Source organism: Thermococcus eurythermalis (assembly GCF_000769655.1).
GTDB classification, from domain to species: domain Archaea; phylum Methanobacteriota_B; class Thermococci; order Thermococcales; family Thermococcaceae; genus Thermococcus; species Thermococcus eurythermalis.
Genome location: NZ_CP008887.1, coordinates 2,073,512 through 2,086,880, shown reverse-complemented (window position 1 = coordinate 2,086,880; position 13,369 = coordinate 2,073,512). Strand labels below are relative to the sequence as shown.

Annotated in this window: 18 protein-coding genes and 1 pseudogene; 13 read left to right on the top strand and 6 right to left on the bottom strand. The window is 51.0% G+C overall.

Annotation, left to right across the window (positions count from 1 at the left end):
* Nucleotides 1–134 precede the first annotated feature (134 nt).
* The 7 genes from TEU_RS11755 (at nt 135) to TEU_RS12015 (ending at nt 5,327) form a co-directional block, all read left to right on the top strand.
* Complete coding sequence (locus TEU_RS11755) at nt 135–272, top strand: hypothetical protein (RefSeq protein WP_158506650.1); 138 nt, start codon at nt 135–137, stop codon at nt 270–272.
* Entirely contained in the window at nt 217–1,617 is a 1,401-nt protein-coding gene (locus tag TEU_RS11220) for a radical SAM protein (protein WP_158506649.1), read from the top strand. The genes TEU_RS11755 and TEU_RS11220 overlap by 56 nt, the downstream gene beginning before the upstream one ends.
* Before the next feature lie 63 nt (nt 1,618–1,680).
* Nucleotides 1,681–2,841, top strand: coding sequence for an MFS transporter (locus TEU_RS11215; RefSeq protein WP_158506648.1), 1,161 nt, complete (start codon nt 1,681–1,683; stop codon nt 2,839–2,841).
* Nucleotides 2,842–2,863: 22 nt separating this feature from the next.
* Complete coding sequence (locus TEU_RS11210) at nt 2,864–3,532, top strand: hypothetical protein (RefSeq protein WP_050003859.1); 669 nt, start codon at nt 2,864–2,866, stop codon at nt 3,530–3,532.
* 94 nt (nt 3,533–3,626) lie between these two features.
* The gene (locus TEU_RS11205) at nt 3,627–4,295 is read left to right on the top strand and encodes a hypothetical protein (RefSeq protein ID WP_050003858.1); all 669 of its coding nucleotides are present in this window, start codon (nt 3,627–3,629) and stop codon (nt 4,293–4,295) included.
* A gap of 9 nt (nt 4,296–4,304) precedes the next feature.
* Nucleotides 4,305–5,192, top strand: coding sequence for an ABC transporter ATP-binding protein (locus tag TEU_RS11200; RefSeq protein ID WP_227738728.1), 888 nt, complete (start codon nt 4,305–4,307; stop codon nt 5,190–5,192).
* 3 nt (nt 5,193–5,195) lie between these two features.
* Nucleotides 5,196–5,327: a hypothetical protein gene (locus tag TEU_RS12015; RefSeq protein WP_265100827.1), complete on the top strand. Its 132-nt coding sequence runs from the start codon at nt 5,196–5,198 to the stop codon at nt 5,325–5,327.
* A 14-nt stretch (nt 5,328–5,341) separates the two neighbouring features.
* On the opposite strand, the gene TEU_RS11195 is transcribed toward TEU_RS12015, so the two are convergent.
* From TEU_RS11195 to TEU_RS11185, 3 genes and pseudogenes are all read right to left on the bottom strand, one after another.
* Nucleotides 5,342–5,716, bottom strand: coding sequence for a toxin-antitoxin system TumE family protein (locus TEU_RS11195; protein ID WP_050003857.1), 375 nt, complete (start codon nt 5,714–5,716; stop codon nt 5,342–5,344).
* Nucleotides 5,691–5,969: a hypothetical protein gene (locus TEU_RS11190; RefSeq protein ID WP_227738727.1), complete on the bottom strand. Its 279-nt coding sequence runs from the start codon at nt 5,967–5,969 to the stop codon at nt 5,691–5,693. The genes TEU_RS11195 and TEU_RS11190 overlap by 26 nt, the downstream gene beginning before the upstream one ends.
* Before the next feature lie 7 nt (nt 5,970–5,976).
* A pseudogene (locus TEU_RS11185) lies at nt 5,977–6,895 on the bottom strand (MFS transporter).
* A 160-nt stretch (nt 6,896–7,055) separates the two neighbouring features.
* Here TEU_RS11185 and TEU_RS11180 point away from each other — a divergent pair.
* The gene (locus TEU_RS11180) at nt 7,056–8,174 is read left to right on the top strand and encodes a beta-galactosidase (protein WP_050003855.1); all 1,119 of its coding nucleotides are present in this window, start codon (nt 7,056–7,058) and stop codon (nt 8,172–8,174) included.
* 30 nt (nt 8,175–8,204) lie between these two features.
* On the opposite strand, the gene TEU_RS11175 is transcribed toward TEU_RS11180, so the two are convergent.
* A complete protein-coding gene (locus tag TEU_RS11175) occupies nt 8,205–9,017 on the bottom strand; it encodes a GNAT family N-acetyltransferase (protein ID WP_050003854.1) in 813 nt (270 codons plus the stop codon).
* A gap of 51 nt (nt 9,018–9,068) precedes the next feature.
* Nucleotides 9,069–10,244 (bottom strand): MFS transporter, encoded by a 1,176-nt coding sequence (locus tag TEU_RS11170; RefSeq protein ID WP_050003853.1) that lies wholly within the window; start codon nt 10,242–10,244, stop codon nt 9,069–9,071.
* A gap of 61 nt (nt 10,245–10,305) precedes the next feature.
* On the opposite strand from TEU_RS11170, the gene TEU_RS11165 reads away from it, so the two are divergent.
* Together TEU_RS11165 and TEU_RS11955 are read left to right on the top strand one after the other, a co-directional pair.
* Nucleotides 10,306–10,764, top strand: coding sequence for a class I SAM-dependent methyltransferase (locus TEU_RS11165; protein WP_227738726.1), 459 nt, complete (start codon nt 10,306–10,308; stop codon nt 10,762–10,764).
* Complete coding sequence (locus TEU_RS11955) at nt 10,752–10,898, top strand: hypothetical protein (RefSeq protein ID WP_227738725.1); 147 nt, start codon at nt 10,752–10,754, stop codon at nt 10,896–10,898. Before TEU_RS11165 ends, TEU_RS11955 begins: the two co-directional genes overlap by 13 nt.
* A gap of 329 nt (nt 10,899–11,227) precedes the next feature.
* On the opposite strand, the gene TEU_RS11160 is transcribed toward TEU_RS11955, so the two are convergent.
* Entirely contained in the window at nt 11,228–11,740 is a 513-nt protein-coding gene (locus TEU_RS11160) for a COG1470 family protein (protein ID WP_050003852.1), read from the bottom strand.
* Between the two features lie 130 nt (nt 11,741–11,870).
* On the opposite strand from TEU_RS11160, the gene TEU_RS11155 reads away from it, so the two are divergent.
* The 3 genes from TEU_RS11155 to TEU_RS11145 are packed head-to-tail and all read left to right on the top strand — an operon-like array spanning nt 11,871 to nt 13,040.
* Nucleotides 11,871–12,314, top strand: coding sequence for a helix-turn-helix domain-containing protein (locus TEU_RS11155; protein WP_050003851.1), 444 nt, complete (start codon nt 11,871–11,873; stop codon nt 12,312–12,314).
* 10 nt (nt 12,315–12,324) lie between these two features.
* A complete protein-coding gene (locus TEU_RS11150; RefSeq protein ID WP_050003850.1) occupies nt 12,325–12,831 on the top strand; it encodes a hypothetical protein in 507 nt (168 codons plus the stop codon).
* A complete protein-coding gene (locus tag TEU_RS11145) occupies nt 12,828–13,040 on the top strand; it encodes a hypothetical protein (protein ID WP_050003849.1) in 213 nt (70 codons plus the stop codon). Before TEU_RS11150 ends, TEU_RS11145 begins: the two co-directional genes overlap by 4 nt.
* Nucleotides 13,041–13,369: the final 329 nt, after the last annotated feature.

Genomic DNA, 13,369 nt, shown 5'->3' with positions numbered 1-13,369 from the left:
GCTTCTAGTAACTTTCTTTTTCATACCTTTTTCTCTTTGATTTTAAACCTTTAGTTGATAATTGTTGCTTTTAAAAAAATTTTTAAGTTTACCTGCAGTTTTATATTGTTGAACATAACTTTGGAGGTGATGTTATGGAGCCCGAAGTAAATGAATCTACATATGTGGTGGGAGTCCTGGAAAAAGTTGCAAAAGTTGGGGCATGTGGGCACTACAATGAGGATGCTGGAACATTTCTCCAGCTCCCACAGATTCATATTGAAAAAAGTTGAGAGGGGGATTTATATGAAACTTTCTTCCATTTTTTCTATGCCAAATGAAGAATTTATCAAATATCTTGATGGGTTATTATTAAGAAAAGAAAATAATGGGGGTTTACTGTTCCTGCCCAAACTAAAAGCTCCCGTTGTTGTTACAGACAAGGGGTTGGAAATAGCTGGCTATATAAAGGAGCATCTCATTACGTATGGTAACTTAGATTATAGTGCTCTTGTGAACACATTGGAGTATAAAGGGATTTCTAACTGGGAACTGGATTCCTTTCTTAATGCAATTAAATTGGCACTTGGAGAGTATGGAAAGTACGTGGTTAGTATAAATCCAAACAAAACCTTTTCCTCCAAGAACTATCCAAAAATAGGGGATCCAAAAATCAGCTCTATTATACCTCGCCCTAAATCTCCAATACGTTTGGTGTGGGAGATAACTAAAAATTGTAACTTCTCTTGCAATTTCTGCTATGTATATGGTGACAAAAATGTGGGAAAGGACCTCTCATTTGACGAGATGTGCAATATAATAAAGCAGGCTAGCGACATGGAGGTATTTTACTTTGTTTTGCTTGGTGGTGAGCCCCTTCTTAGAAAGGAGTTTTATAGTATAATTAGAGAAATCCGAGAATATGATATGTACTCTACTGTAATAACTAACGGTTACTTGATAAAGCAACAGTTAGCTGCATTGAAACTAATGCCTCCGATGCCCGTGGTAGTAAGTTTACATGGTAATCCAATGGATTATGCGAAATACATGAACTTAGACGATTTGAGTATTGCTAAAAGAATATTTAATCAAATTGTTGAGAACATCAGGCTATTGAGGAGTGAGAATATTGAAGTGCATATCAAATCTGTTGTTAGTACAATCAATATTCAAAATCTATGGGATCATTTAGTTCTTCTGGATTCATTGGGTGTTTCGCACGTAACCCTACTTCATTACCTTCCAATTGGGAAAGGGGCCATTAATAATAAACCTGCACTTTTGACCCCAAAAATGTTAGTTCAGTTTTTTGAAATCGTGGATAAAGCAAATAGAGAGTTGGATGTATCCGTGGACTATCGTCCGTTTATCTCCATATATGCTCCTGCTCTAACACCAGAATTTAATTATGATAACTGCCCTACTGGAACTATGGACTTGAGAATTAGATATGATGGAAAGGTAATCCAGTGTAGTGGTGTTAGGGATATTTTCCTCGGAGATCTTAGACAAGAGCCTCTAAAACGTATCTGGGAAGACGCCTTAAATAGGAGGGATTTAACTAAATGTCCCTTTGTATCGGGCAGGTTTCCACTAGAGCTTCCAGAATACTCATACCACTTGCTTGAAGAGTGAGGGGGTGTTTCTATTCCCTTTCCTCCCCATCTTTCCAAATCGCTGAACTCAATCTCTATGAAAATGATTCTGGTTAGCGTTGTTATCTTTTACAGCAGAAACATCATAACGCCTGTTCTCACAGTTTACTTCAAGGATGCCCTTGGTCTGAGCTATTCACAGGTTGGCTACCTGTATTCGCTCTATCTTCTCGTCATGTTTGCAACCGACGTTTTTACAGGCGGAATTGCCGACAGGTACGGAAGAAGGAAAACCCTCGCCATCGGTCTGCTCCTTTACGGCCTCAGCATGGCACTCATAGGTGCTTTCCGTAACTTCTTCGTATGTGCTCCAGCCTATGCCCTTGCCGCTCTTGGTTCTTCCTTCATCTCGGGGACCCTTCAGGCTTGGTACTTCACAGAGGTCAAAACCCGGGGTTTGGAAAGGAATGAGGCCAAGAAGGCCTACGGTTTGTTGAGGTCGATAAACAGTGCGAATTCACTCCTGATAGGTATTATCACTGCCACAATCGTTGCTCTCACAGGGATGAGGAGTGTTTTCTACGCCGCGGCCGTCCTGAACTTTCTCGGGGCCCTTCTTGCGGTTCTCCTTCTTAACGAAAACTACGGAGATAAGGGGAAGAGTATCCTGTCAATAGTTGGGGAGGGTATTTCCTTCATTATCCACACTCACATTCTGCGCTACCTTTTTATCGCGGATATGCTCTTTACATTCCCTCACTTACACTTCATATACGTGTGGCAACTATACTTTACCAACGTTCTTAACCTCAAAGTGGAAACTCTTGGCTTGCTCTACTCCCTGAAATCCGTGATGGGCATATTGGCAGGATTTCTGATTTTGTGGGTTGGGAAGGGTAAGAAGGAATCCCACGCTCCGCTGTTTAGGGTTTCTCTTTCATTGATGTTCCTCTCCTATCTGCTGTTCGCTGGAATGCACGCCAAAATTATAGGTGTCTTGGCACTGGCTCTATACTCCCTCGGAGAGGCGATTTACTTCACCGGTTACACTCTCTTAATCAATGATGTCATTCCAAACGAGTACCGCAGTACAATAATCTCGACGAGGATGAGCGCCTCCGCTTTGGTTGGCGCCTTGTTCTACGCTCTAATTGGCAGATTGGTGAATTTTTCTGGACTCGTCGGAAGTTTTGCCCTTATGATACCTGTGTTTGCTCTCCTTGGCCTCATTTACATATGGGTTTTTAGAATGGTGAGCACTTAACTTAATATTCGGAGGCAAAGAAATGAAGCTAACCTTCACCCAGCTCCGCGAAGAAGTAAAGTACACCGCGAAGCACATTGGGCTTAACCTGATTTCCATCCCCTGGGTAACGGCGACAATCTACTGGTTGTCCGGCTGGTTTCCCGTTTCGAGCGGGACAATCGTCGGCCTATCCAGCATTTCACTCGCCATAATGTTCCCGCTCTTCTTCAGCGGGGCAGTTTTCCGGGAGAAGCTCCTGGGCATTCACGAACTCCTCCTCTCGCTTCCGTTCCCTCCCACGCGCCTCTTTATTCTCAAAACGCTTGCCGGATTCGTCATTGAAGTTATTGGAGTTCTCTTGGGAAGCTTCGTCGGACTGCTCCTTGCTTGGCACAGCGGAGTCCACGTTCCGTTGACCATCATGCTCTCCGGACTGCTGATTTCGAGGCCCCTGCTCTTCACCTTCACTTTCTTCGTGATTCTAACAACGCTTCTCTTCCAGTCCGCGTGGTTCAACGCCGTGAAGGTTGCAGTGGGTTTTGTGGCGTTCATCGTTCCCCTATACGTCCCGCGATACTTCGAAAACGTTCTGTCTTTGAAGCTCGCTCTGGTCATGTCTCTAATCCTTTCGGCGGGGATTTCTATTATTTCTATCTTAATCGTGAGGTCTCTGGGTGACGGCCTCGTAGAGAGAATGGTGCTGATGTGAGGTGGTTCCATGATAGTCTTTGAGAAAAGGCGGGGATGGAAAGAACCCCATTTGGGCTCCTGTCCAATACGGGAAAAGCCCTGGGGGTGGAAAAATGGGATTAACATGGACTCAACTTCCTGAGGAGATTAAATACACAGCGAAGCAGTTCGGATTCTACCTCATCGGGATTCCCTCTGTGGTAGCGGTTGTTTACATGTTCGCGAGCTGGACCCCCCTTCCGAGCGATGCAATCGTCGGAACGTCGAGCTTCTCCATTGCCGTCCTGATTTCCCTTTTCCTGGGTGGTTCGGTTGCCAAAGAGAAGCTCCTTGGAATCCACGAGGTGCTCCTCAGCCTTCCATTCGATCCGGTTAAGTTTATCTCCATGAGAGCCCTCGCGAGCTTCATTATTGGAATCGCGGGAATTGCAGTTGGAAGTGTCGCGGGATGGTTCATAGCCCTCCACGTGGGCACTCCAATATCATTAACAACGGTGTCCATCGGGATTCTAATCTCAGTCCCGGCGCTCTTCAGCTTCACGTTCCTCATAATCCTGATAACACTCCTCTTTCAGTCAAAGTACCTCGACGTGGCAAAGCTCATAATTTTCTTCACGGCATACTTTGGGCCCGCGTGCATTCCCAAATACTTTGGAGTTGGCTTCTCATTGGAGATTGCACTTGTGTTATCGCTCCTGATGTCCATGGGCGCACTTGCAGTCTCCTACTTGATTATTCACCCCCTCGGAGAAAGACTCGCCGAGAAAATGGTGCTCGTCTGAGGTGATTGCATGATTGTCCTCGAAAACGTAAGGAAGAGCATAGCCGGGAAGGAAGTCCTCCGCGGGATAAGCTTAACCGTAAAGCCGGGTGAGATCCACGCATACCTGGGCCACAACGGGGCAGGCAAGACAACGACCTTTCGGCTGATTCTCGGTCTTCTCGTCCCGGACTCCGGTAGGGTGGAAGTCCTCGGCGTTGATCCTCTCAAGAACCCTGAAATAAGGGGGAGGATTGGTTACCTGCCCGAGTACGACCTCCTCTACCCCAATCTCTCAGTGCGAGACAACCTCAGGCGCTACGCCCTGCTGAAGGGAGTTTATGACGAGAGGGGGCTGAGGGAGCTCCTTGAGTTTTTTGAGCTCGAAGAATACACAGACAAAAAGGTTTCCTCGCTCTCCAGTGGGACGCAGAGGAGGGTAGCAATGGCGAGGGCCTTTCTCGGAAGCCCAGAAGTCTTAATCCTCGACGAGCCCACGAGGGGCCTCGACCCGGAGTGGAGGCTTAAGTTCAAGCGGTTCCTGAAAGAGTATGCGAGGAAGAATGACGCCTCCATCGTTTTCTCGACGCACATCCTCAGCGACGTCGATGAGGTCTGCGACACCGTGACGGTAATCCACGAGGGACGGGCTCTCTTCTCCGGAAACCTTGAGGAATTCCGGAGGAGCGCACCAACGGAAGAGGCCGTCCTCGTGAATGTGGCCGATGTTGAGAGGGCCATCGCGGTTCTCCGGGAGAAGGGCTATTCCCCGGAGGTCGTGAGGGGTTACATAGCCCTGAAGAACGCCGAGCCATCGGAGATAAACGCCCTCCTTGTGAGGGCGGGCCTGAAGGTTGAGGAGGTCAAGAGAAAGGAGCCGAGCCTTGAGGAGGTCTACGCGATGCTCTACGAGGGGTGATTTGTGGTGCGTCCCTGGGAAGTCGCCCTCGGAAAGTTCCTCAAGCCCTGGGAAGAAAACGAGGTCGTTGAGGCGGCTTTGCTCACGGGAACTCGGAACCGAGAACGCCGAGGCTTTGATAACTCATGTCCTTGAGAAGATGGGCGGTTTCAACATAGATGGCTGGAGGCTGAGGACGAGGGTTTAATTTTCTCCTCAATAATTCCCAGGATGTCTTCAAGAGAGATTTCTTTTGAAGGCTGTACGTTGTCCTTGGAGCCAACGTGCTTGTGATGTGGAAACGTTTCGATGCCCCTGTGATGCGATGCGTTGTCCCATCTGATTATCAGGTTCCCGTTTCTCTGCCATTGGAAGGAGTAGTTGTACTCCTCCTCTGACACGAATTCCCTGATATGAAGAACGCTCCCATCTACCAGAACCGCCTTGATTTTCAGAAAATAAAAACTCTCCCCCTCCTTGTAGTCAAGGATTTCGTAGCTTTTGACCACCGGGCTACCATCAAGCAATTCTAACTCTCTCAGCATGTTCAATCTCCTTGAGCCTCTTTTTAAGCTCCTCAAATTTTCTGACGTAAGCCTTCCACTCGATGTAGTCGTCCCAGGCTACAAAGGACTCTTCTGAATCCTTGAGTTTCTCCTCAAACTCTCTCAGTGTCATCCCGTACTTTCTCTCAAATGCCCTGATTCTCTCTCGTATGGGGGCAAGCTCCGAAATTATCCTCAGCTTCTCATAGATTAGGAGATCCCTCTTTGACACAATGATTTCACTCATCTTCATCACACTCTTACTTCATCCTTTTCTGATAAATATCTTTCCTCGCCAGCACCCAGAACATCGCCCCGGCAATCAAAAACAGCACCAGACTTGCACCATAAGGCAACGTCGCGTGAATGCTTGCTAAAGCTCCGGCTATGGCTGGCGTAAATACGCCGAGGAGCTTCCGGTAGCTCGATATCACCGCGTGGAACTCGCTGGCCTTCTCTTTCGGGATTAACTTGAACATCCAGGAGCGGTAGAAGGGGAACCAGAGCGTGCTCCCGAAGTCACCGAGAGCATAAACAGCCAGCGCCACCCAGAAAGGCGGGGAGAGCGCCATGACCAGAGCATAGAAGGCGTTGATGAACATGCCGAGGCCGATGGCCTGGAATCCTTTCTCTTTTGGAACCCTCTCGCTGGCGTAGGTTCCTATTATCGAGGCAATGCTGGTGGCGCAGGCTATCAGCGTCACCTCGAAGACTGTCTTATGAAGCACGAAGATGACGTAGTTAATCAGCACGATTTCAGGAGCTAAGGACCAGGCGAGCGTCAGCAACGCCTCAAAGGCAAGGAGGAGCTTGAACTCACCGGCCTTGAACGTGAAGCCCTTCTGACTGATGCGCTCCTCCCTGCCGACCGAGGGCAGGAAGAACCATATGTAGGCCACCGTGACGGCCGAGAAGAGGCCGAAGAATATGAACGCCCAGCGGTAGCTCTCCGGCCCGGGATAGACGTAGCTGAGGAGGTAGCCCATAATCGGAAAAGTAATCAGTCTCGATATCTCGGGCAGACGGAGGTGCCAGGCGAAAATCTCTTCGTATTTGTCCCTCGGATAGATTACCTGCTCGTAGGCGCGGTAGAAGTGTCCAGACTATCAGGCCGGGAGCGATGAGCGTGTGGTAGAGCATGTATGCCCTGGCTTCCCTCGGAATCTCACTCCAGCGCATCTGAAGCCCCGCTCATATTACAACCGGGGTCTTTAAACGTTTCTCATACACTTGGCGTAAACCAGCACCGCTCACCCTACTCATGAAGACTGTGGGCTTGCTAAACGCACTCACCGGCTTAATTTCTTAAGAAGCTTTAAATGGAGTTCCCCAAGTTCGGATGGCGGTCAACGTGCTGAGAAAACTGCTTCCACTCACGGCGTTTTTCATAGCCCTTCTGGTGGTCTTTGCTCTATTGTTCGTCAACCAAACCCCGAACCTTCCGCCCTGCGAGGGCAACGTCACTTACACCCTCACTCCCGGTGTCAACGGCTCCCTCGGCGTCCTGATAGTCTACATGGATCCGGGCATAAGCCACGAGAGGGCGGAGGCCGTTTTTGACGCGGCGAAGGCGGCCGGTGCAAAGTGGGTGAGGATAGGCTTCATCTGGGCGTTAGCCGAGCCCTCGCCAGGGGAATACAACTTCACCGAGTTTGACTGGATAATCAACGCCGCGCTCCAGAGAAACCTCTCCGTGCTTCCCGTCGTGATGTTCACGCCTAAATGGGCCTCGGGAAAACCGGATGCGGAGGATTACTACCTCTATCCGCCGGCGAAGGGCGAATACCTCCGCGATTTCGCAAAGGCCCTGGCCATACACTACCGGGGGAAAATAACCCACTGGGAGCTCTGGAACGAGCCCGACATGAGGGGCTTCCTCAAAGACCTCGACGGAGACGGTTCGACCGCTGACGAGTACGCTGAGATGCTGGCCCACTTCTACGGCGGTATAAAAGCCGGAGACCGGGATGCAAAGGTCGTCCTCGGCGGGCTTGCGAATTCAAAGGTCGAGCCCTCCTGCGAGAAGGACTACCTCAGGAAGCTCCTGAGCGACCCGGACTTTCCAGCGGGGCAGAACTTCGATGTGGCGAACATCCACACGAACTTCCGGAGTCCTGAGGACATAATTCAGGAAATCCGGGAGACCCGGGCGATTCTGCATGAATTCGGCCTCGAAAAGCCCCTCTGGATAACGGAAACGAGCTACACCCCCGTCAAAAGGTTCCAGATTCTGCCGTGCTATCGGGGAGAGGAGGGGTTTGGCCGCTACGTGCACGATGCGCTCGTGGTAGAGTTGAACGAAGGCGCCCAGGTGGTCTTCTGGGCGGCCCTCCATGACTACGGGCCCGACAGGCCGGAGAGCGACCCATACAAGTACTCAGGGCTCTACACCTACGACCTTGAGCCGAAAAAGGCGGTGGAAGTGTTTAGAGAGTTGAGCGAGGAGCTGGGCAGATAGGGTGTTTCAATAGCCTTTCCTAACCACCTCTCAAATCAACTTCTTCCTAAACACCAGAACGTTCGGCTCCTCCGTTTCGTCCCACAGAAACAGCCCGAGCCTTTTAATGCCGGGTAGGAGAGGTTTAACACCGCTCGGGAGCATTACCTTGAACTCCTCGCTCCCCCTCTCGCGGGCCACCCACGCCATAGCAGGAAGCATCGCCTTGAGAGTTGCCAGGCCGACGTCGAGGGGCGTGAAGGTCGTCCCCTTCTTTGAGACGAGGAAGCGGAGACCGTTGAGGTCGTAGAAGTCCGCGTTTTTCCTAATCCACTCCAGCGCCTCCTCGCTTCTCTTCACGAAGCGCCAGCCGACTGGGATTGTGCCGAGCGTCAGGTCTTCCATTCCCGGCTCAATTTTTTCTGGCTCTTCCGGTTCAAAGTCCCCCACTTTGGCCCCGAAGTTGAAGAACTTGGCCTTGATGTGGAAGCCCGTTTTCTGCGCCATCGAGATGGTGTGTTTGTTAAGGAAGTCAGTCGTGAACTCAAGGGCTTCAATTTTCCTTTCCCTCGCGAGCCTCTCACCGAGTTCGAGCAGAAAGCCGTGGAGCATCTTTCCATAGCCCCTGCCCCTGTAGCCGGGGTGAACCCTGAGGCCTTCCATCCAGCCGACCTTCCCGGGGAGAAAAGTCAGCTTCGCCGTGCCGATGACCTTTCCGTCCAGCTCAAGCACGTAGAAGTTTCCATCTTCAAGCCACTCGTCGAAGACCCTCGCGAGGTAGTCCTCGCCGTCCCAGGTGAGCCTCGCTATCTCCTCGATGAACGGCCTGTCCTCAGGTCTTGCCTCGCGAATAATGGGCTCCATGATACCACCTGAGAGACTTTGAGGCCGAAGCTTAAAAGCCCTTCTGGACAATTAAACAGAAGAAGTGACTCGGTTAAGAAATTCTCCCAGAAGGAATGTGGAGAAGACTGCCAGAACTGCCATAGCGGAGGAGAGGTATGTAGCGTTTGAGCCCCTTTCCAAAAGCCATGCAAAAGCTATCTGGGAGAGGGGAATCACCAGCGTCGCGAGGGCGTCAAAGATGCCCCTGACGGTTCCGAGGCTCTCAAGGGGGATGAACTTCTGCATCAGGCTGTCGAACGAGACGTTGAGGAGCTCCCCGCCGAAGCCAAGGATGAAAACAGCCGGGAACAGCGCTATCACTGCGGGGACGCCGACGATGGGGAGTGCGATGCTCTGGAGTAGCATTCCGATTATTGGGGGCCTCCTGAGGCCGATTTCCCTCCTCTCTGCAAAAAGGGCCAAGAGCGCGACGGCAGCGAGGCTTCCAACGGTTGTGAGCGACTGCAGGAGACCGTAGATGAACTCTCCGTTACCCAGCTCCCTCAGGGAAGCAAAAACGAAGACCCTGAAGGAACTCACCGCAAAGTTGAAGATGAGCACGGAGGCAATGACTCCGAGAACGAGCCGTTTGTCAGTGATTGTCCTATTGTCCGGTTTCTCTAGCTGAATTCCCTCGCTCTTTTCTCTTCTCACCTCGACGTTCAGGTAGGGGAGGAGCGTGAGTGCCCCTATGAAAAGGAGAACCGCGTCGAGGAACATTGCCCTTATTCCGAAGCGATACGCTAAAAATCCGGCCAGCGGAAACGCCACGAGTGAGACACCGTTCCCTACAGTTGCCAGCGTCGCGTTCAGTCCCTGAAGCTCACTCTCGTCAAGGGTCATCGACGCTACCAGCGAAAACCCGTAGTAGCGGTGCAGTATGTCGAGGGCAGAGATTCCCGAGACGATGAGGTAGAACGCCCAGATGTTGGAGGACAGCGGCACGATAAGAACCGCCAGTAGGGCCTGAAGGATGAGCGCGAAGAAGGCGAGCCTCACTTTTTTGGTCGTCCTGTCGAGAGTCCTGCCGAGGAGTGGGGGGAGGAGGACCCACGGTAGGTGGGTGAAGAGCGCAAAGCCGCCGATGCTCAGTAGCGAGCCGGTGGTATCCAGCAGGCTCCAGGGTAGGGCGACGCTCTCGATGGCGTCCCCAACGATTCTAAGGGATGATGTGAGGACGTGCAAGCGGTAGAGGGCTTGTTTCATGAGAGCAAATTCTGAGAAGAGTTTAAAAGAATTATGAAGCAAATTTCATGCGGCGTTCAGGATGGAGAAGTGGGACTTCGACGGCTGGGCCGAGAGCTACGACGAGGACGTGAAAGCAGACGACTGGATACACAGGGGTTATGAGGAGGTTCTCAGGCTCGTTGCGGAGAAGGCGAAGGGCGTTGTGGTTGATATAGGCTGCGGTACCGGGAATATTCTGGAGTTTGCTAAGTGCGAAGAGTACATCGGCGTTGAGCCTTCAGCCGGCATGAGGGCGAAGTTTTTGGGGAAGCACGGCTTTGAGCCTCTGAACGGCCACTTCCTAGCAATCCCTCTGCCCGATGGGAGGGTCGACACCGTGATAACGACCTACGCGTTCCACCACGTGCCCGATGAAGAGAAGGAAGACGCGATAAAGGAGATGCTTCGGGTTCTGAAACCTGGCGGGAGAATCATAATAGCGGATGTGATGTTCGAGTCGGAGGAGGAAAAAGGCGCATCGGCGAGATGGACGGCATAACCGAGGAGATAGAGGACGAGTACTTTGCCACGGTTGATGCGCTGAGAAAAATCTGCACGAAGCTGGGGCTGGAGTGCCGGTTCCAAAGGGTCAACCGCTACGTGTGGGTTGGGGAGATGAAAAGGGCCACCTGATGGCCCATGCATTTTTCAATTAAAAGGCGTTCAAATGGCTCTGTTTCTGAAATCCACGGCATCCTTGAGCGTCCACTCCCTCACAATCCCCGGGCTGTCACGGCTCACTTTCTTCCAGAACTTCAAACACTCGCAGTCAAACATTGGCATCACCAGTTAATAGTAGTGTGCTCAAAGTAGAACTAACAACCGGTCAAAAGAGAACGGACTTCTTCTTTAGAATCTCTTTAAGAGGAACGGTTGCCCAACCTGACAGAAGGCTTCTCATGGTGAGCACGAAGATTCACGGCCTGACTTGAGATTTTAAATGAAATGGAGTGCCGAGTGGATTAGCTCACATTAACCCTAATGACTTCCCAGCTCTTCCAGCCCGTGTCAGAGGTTGCGACGATGTAAAGGTAATACGTTCCCTCGCTTTCGGGCTTTACTTTGAGTGTAAACGCCACGCTTTCTCCGGGTGTGAGGGTGGTCTCGGAGGGACTTATCTCGACTTTCAGGCCTTCAACGTCCCTTAGCTTCCCTCTCATATAACTCCATGAGTCCTTAGAGACGTCGGGCCCGAGGTAAGCCTGCAGAGTTATGTGTCCAGAGTAGTGACAGGTCTCATCGTCGACGAGAAAGGCCTTTCCCTCAACGGTGCCGCTGATTTCCGCGCTCTCTCCAACGTGCAGGCTCACGTTTTCTCTCACCAGATTCAGGACGCGGGCGTTCATTTCGCCGTAGCCGGGATAGATGCATGGGGTTCCTTCATCATTTTTGTGCGAGGCTTGTAAATAAGCCACTCTCCCGGCGACTCCGCTCAGAACGATGAGCACCAGGATTAGAATCATGAGCCTTCTCATCGTTGGCGCCTCCGGCATTTTCAATTTCAATAGCGGTGTTCATAGCTTAAGGTTTTCCCAACTGCCGGGTTTGGCTTTCTGCTCACCCGTGACCGGAAAGACTAAATGATTGAGCACCCAACTATTAACCATGCCTGAAGAAGACCTAACCAGGGAAGTCCAGGAGCTCAGAAAGGCCCTCGATGCAATGAAGGCCAGCTTTGAGCTGGTCTCTCAGATGGCCCAGTCCTATCTTAGGCTCCTCAACATCTACGCCGAGTACGGGGGCCTTAGTATAGACGTTGTTATCCCGGAGATAAAGCACGACCCCATAGCGAGGGAGATAGTCAAGGTGCTTTTCGACCTCAAGAGGGCTAACGTGAGCCAGATAACCCGGGAGCTCAAGGGGAGGCGCGGAAAGGCCTCGCGGAACACGGTGCGGGCCAAGCTGGAAGAGCTGAAGGAGCTTGGCGTTGTCAGGGAAATCCCAAGTGATGACAGGGGAAAGGTCTATGCGCTCTCCCGCGACGTGGTCAAGAAGTGGTTAGATTTGATCGGAATGCCGATTAGGTTTGAGCAGGCTAAAGATTATTGAGGTGGTTGATATGGTTGACACTGAGAAGATTGAGAAAATGATGGAGGAACTCCTTGAGGAGATGAAGAACGCCAAGACTCCGGAGGAGCTCGAAGCCCTCCAGAAGAAGGTGGAGGTACTTGAAAACCTTATAGAGGCCGTCGAGGGCGACAGGGACATCGACAAGGCCGCCCAGCTGATGGACAAGATAGGCCCGATGATGGAGGACATCATCGGCCCGATAAAGGACCTCCTGGCCGAGCTCTACAACCCCGAGAAGATGGCTGCCATGGGCAAGAGCGTGGCCGACTTCTACAAGAACCTCGTGGAGACTGGGATGGACAAGGAGGCGGCCCTTGAGCTCACCAAGGAGTACATGGCCAGCATAAACGTCGCCAAGACCCTCACGGAGACCCTCGCGGGCCTAGTGAAGGGTAAGTCAAAGAACGTGCATGTGATAGATATGCCCGGTGGGTCTAAGGGGAAACCCATTGTTGATGTTGAAGGAGAGCATGAGGAACCGGAGGATGAAGAGTGAGGGTTCTGCCCTTTTTACGCTTTTTCCTCTATTACCTGCCCAGGCTTATGTTCCACATCGCAGGGCTATTCCGGATTTTCAACCGCGGGAAGAAGGCCTTCAGAAAGGCTCTAGAAAAGGAAGGCCTCCCGGATGATGTCGTTGAAGTTCTCATTGCGGAGCTCTCGCCGGACGTTGAGTGGAAGGAGCTTCTGAGGAGAAAGACATGAGCCATACTCCCCATCTAAATTACGATTTTATCCCTGCTGTTACAACCATCCTCTCATTTATGTAATTATGTAATGACTCTCCACTTTAAAGCCAGCTTTTCTTAAAGTAAACTCCACAATCCACGGAGACCAGGTGTAAAACTTGACACTAAAAGTTGTCCCGTTGTCCAAATCTACGAAAAACCTTTCTTCCAAACTTTCAATAAACTTAAAGCTCTTGTGAATAGAGATCAGCGAACCTTCTACAAAAACATCTCTGTGCCAGTTATAAAGTCCTTTTACCGTATCTGCGTATTCAACTACAAGCACTCCTCCTGGCTTTAAGACTC

Excerpts from the sequence above, each read along its gene's own strand:
- TEU_RS11755 (WP_158506650.1), top strand. The coding sequence starts at position 135 with ATGGAGCCCGAAGTAAATGAATCTACATATGTGGTGGGAGTCCTGGAA.
- TEU_RS11220 (WP_158506649.1), top strand. The coding sequence starts at position 217 with ATGAGGATGCTGGAACATTTCTCCAGCTCCCACAGATTCATATTGAAA.
- TEU_RS11215 (WP_158506648.1), top strand. The coding sequence starts at position 1,681 with ATGATTCTGGTTAGCGTTGTTATCTTTTACAGCAGAAACATCATAACG.
- TEU_RS11210 (WP_050003859.1), top strand. The coding sequence starts at position 2,864 with ATGAAGCTAACCTTCACCCAGCTCCGCGAAGAAGTAAAGTACACCGCG.
- TEU_RS11205 (WP_050003858.1), top strand. The coding sequence starts at position 3,627 with ATGGGATTAACATGGACTCAACTTCCTGAGGAGATTAAATACACAGCG.
- TEU_RS11200 (WP_227738728.1), top strand. The coding sequence starts at position 4,305 with ATGATTGTCCTCGAAAACGTAAGGAAGAGCATAGCCGGGAAGGAAGTC.
- TEU_RS11195 (WP_050003857.1), bottom strand. The coding sequence starts at position 5,716 with ATGCTGAGAGAGTTAGAATTGCTTGATGGTAGCCCGGTGGTCAAAAGC.
- TEU_RS11190 (WP_227738727.1), bottom strand. The coding sequence starts at position 5,969 with ATGAAGATGAGTGAAATCATTGTGTCAAAGAGGGATCTCCTAATCTAT.
- TEU_RS11180 (WP_050003855.1), top strand. The coding sequence starts at position 7,056 with ATGGCGGTCAACGTGCTGAGAAAACTGCTTCCACTCACGGCGTTTTTC.
- TEU_RS11175 (WP_050003854.1), bottom strand. The coding sequence starts at position 9,017 with ATGGAGCCCATTATTCGCGAGGCAAGACCTGAGGACAGGCCGTTCATC.
- TEU_RS11170 (WP_050003853.1), bottom strand. The coding sequence starts at position 10,244 with ATGAAACAAGCCCTCTACCGCTTGCACGTCCTCACATCATCCCTTAGA.
- TEU_RS11165 (WP_227738726.1), top strand. The coding sequence starts at position 10,306 with ATGGAGAAGTGGGACTTCGACGGCTGGGCCGAGAGCTACGACGAGGAC.
- TEU_RS11955 (WP_227738725.1), top strand. The coding sequence starts at position 10,752 with ATGGACGGCATAACCGAGGAGATAGAGGACGAGTACTTTGCCACGGTT.
- TEU_RS11160 (WP_050003852.1), bottom strand. The coding sequence starts at position 11,740 with ATGAGAAGGCTCATGATTCTAATCCTGGTGCTCATCGTTCTGAGCGGA.
- TEU_RS11155 (WP_050003851.1), top strand. The coding sequence starts at position 11,871 with ATGCCTGAAGAAGACCTAACCAGGGAAGTCCAGGAGCTCAGAAAGGCC.
- TEU_RS11150 (WP_050003850.1), top strand. The coding sequence starts at position 12,325 with ATGGTTGACACTGAGAAGATTGAGAAAATGATGGAGGAACTCCTTGAG.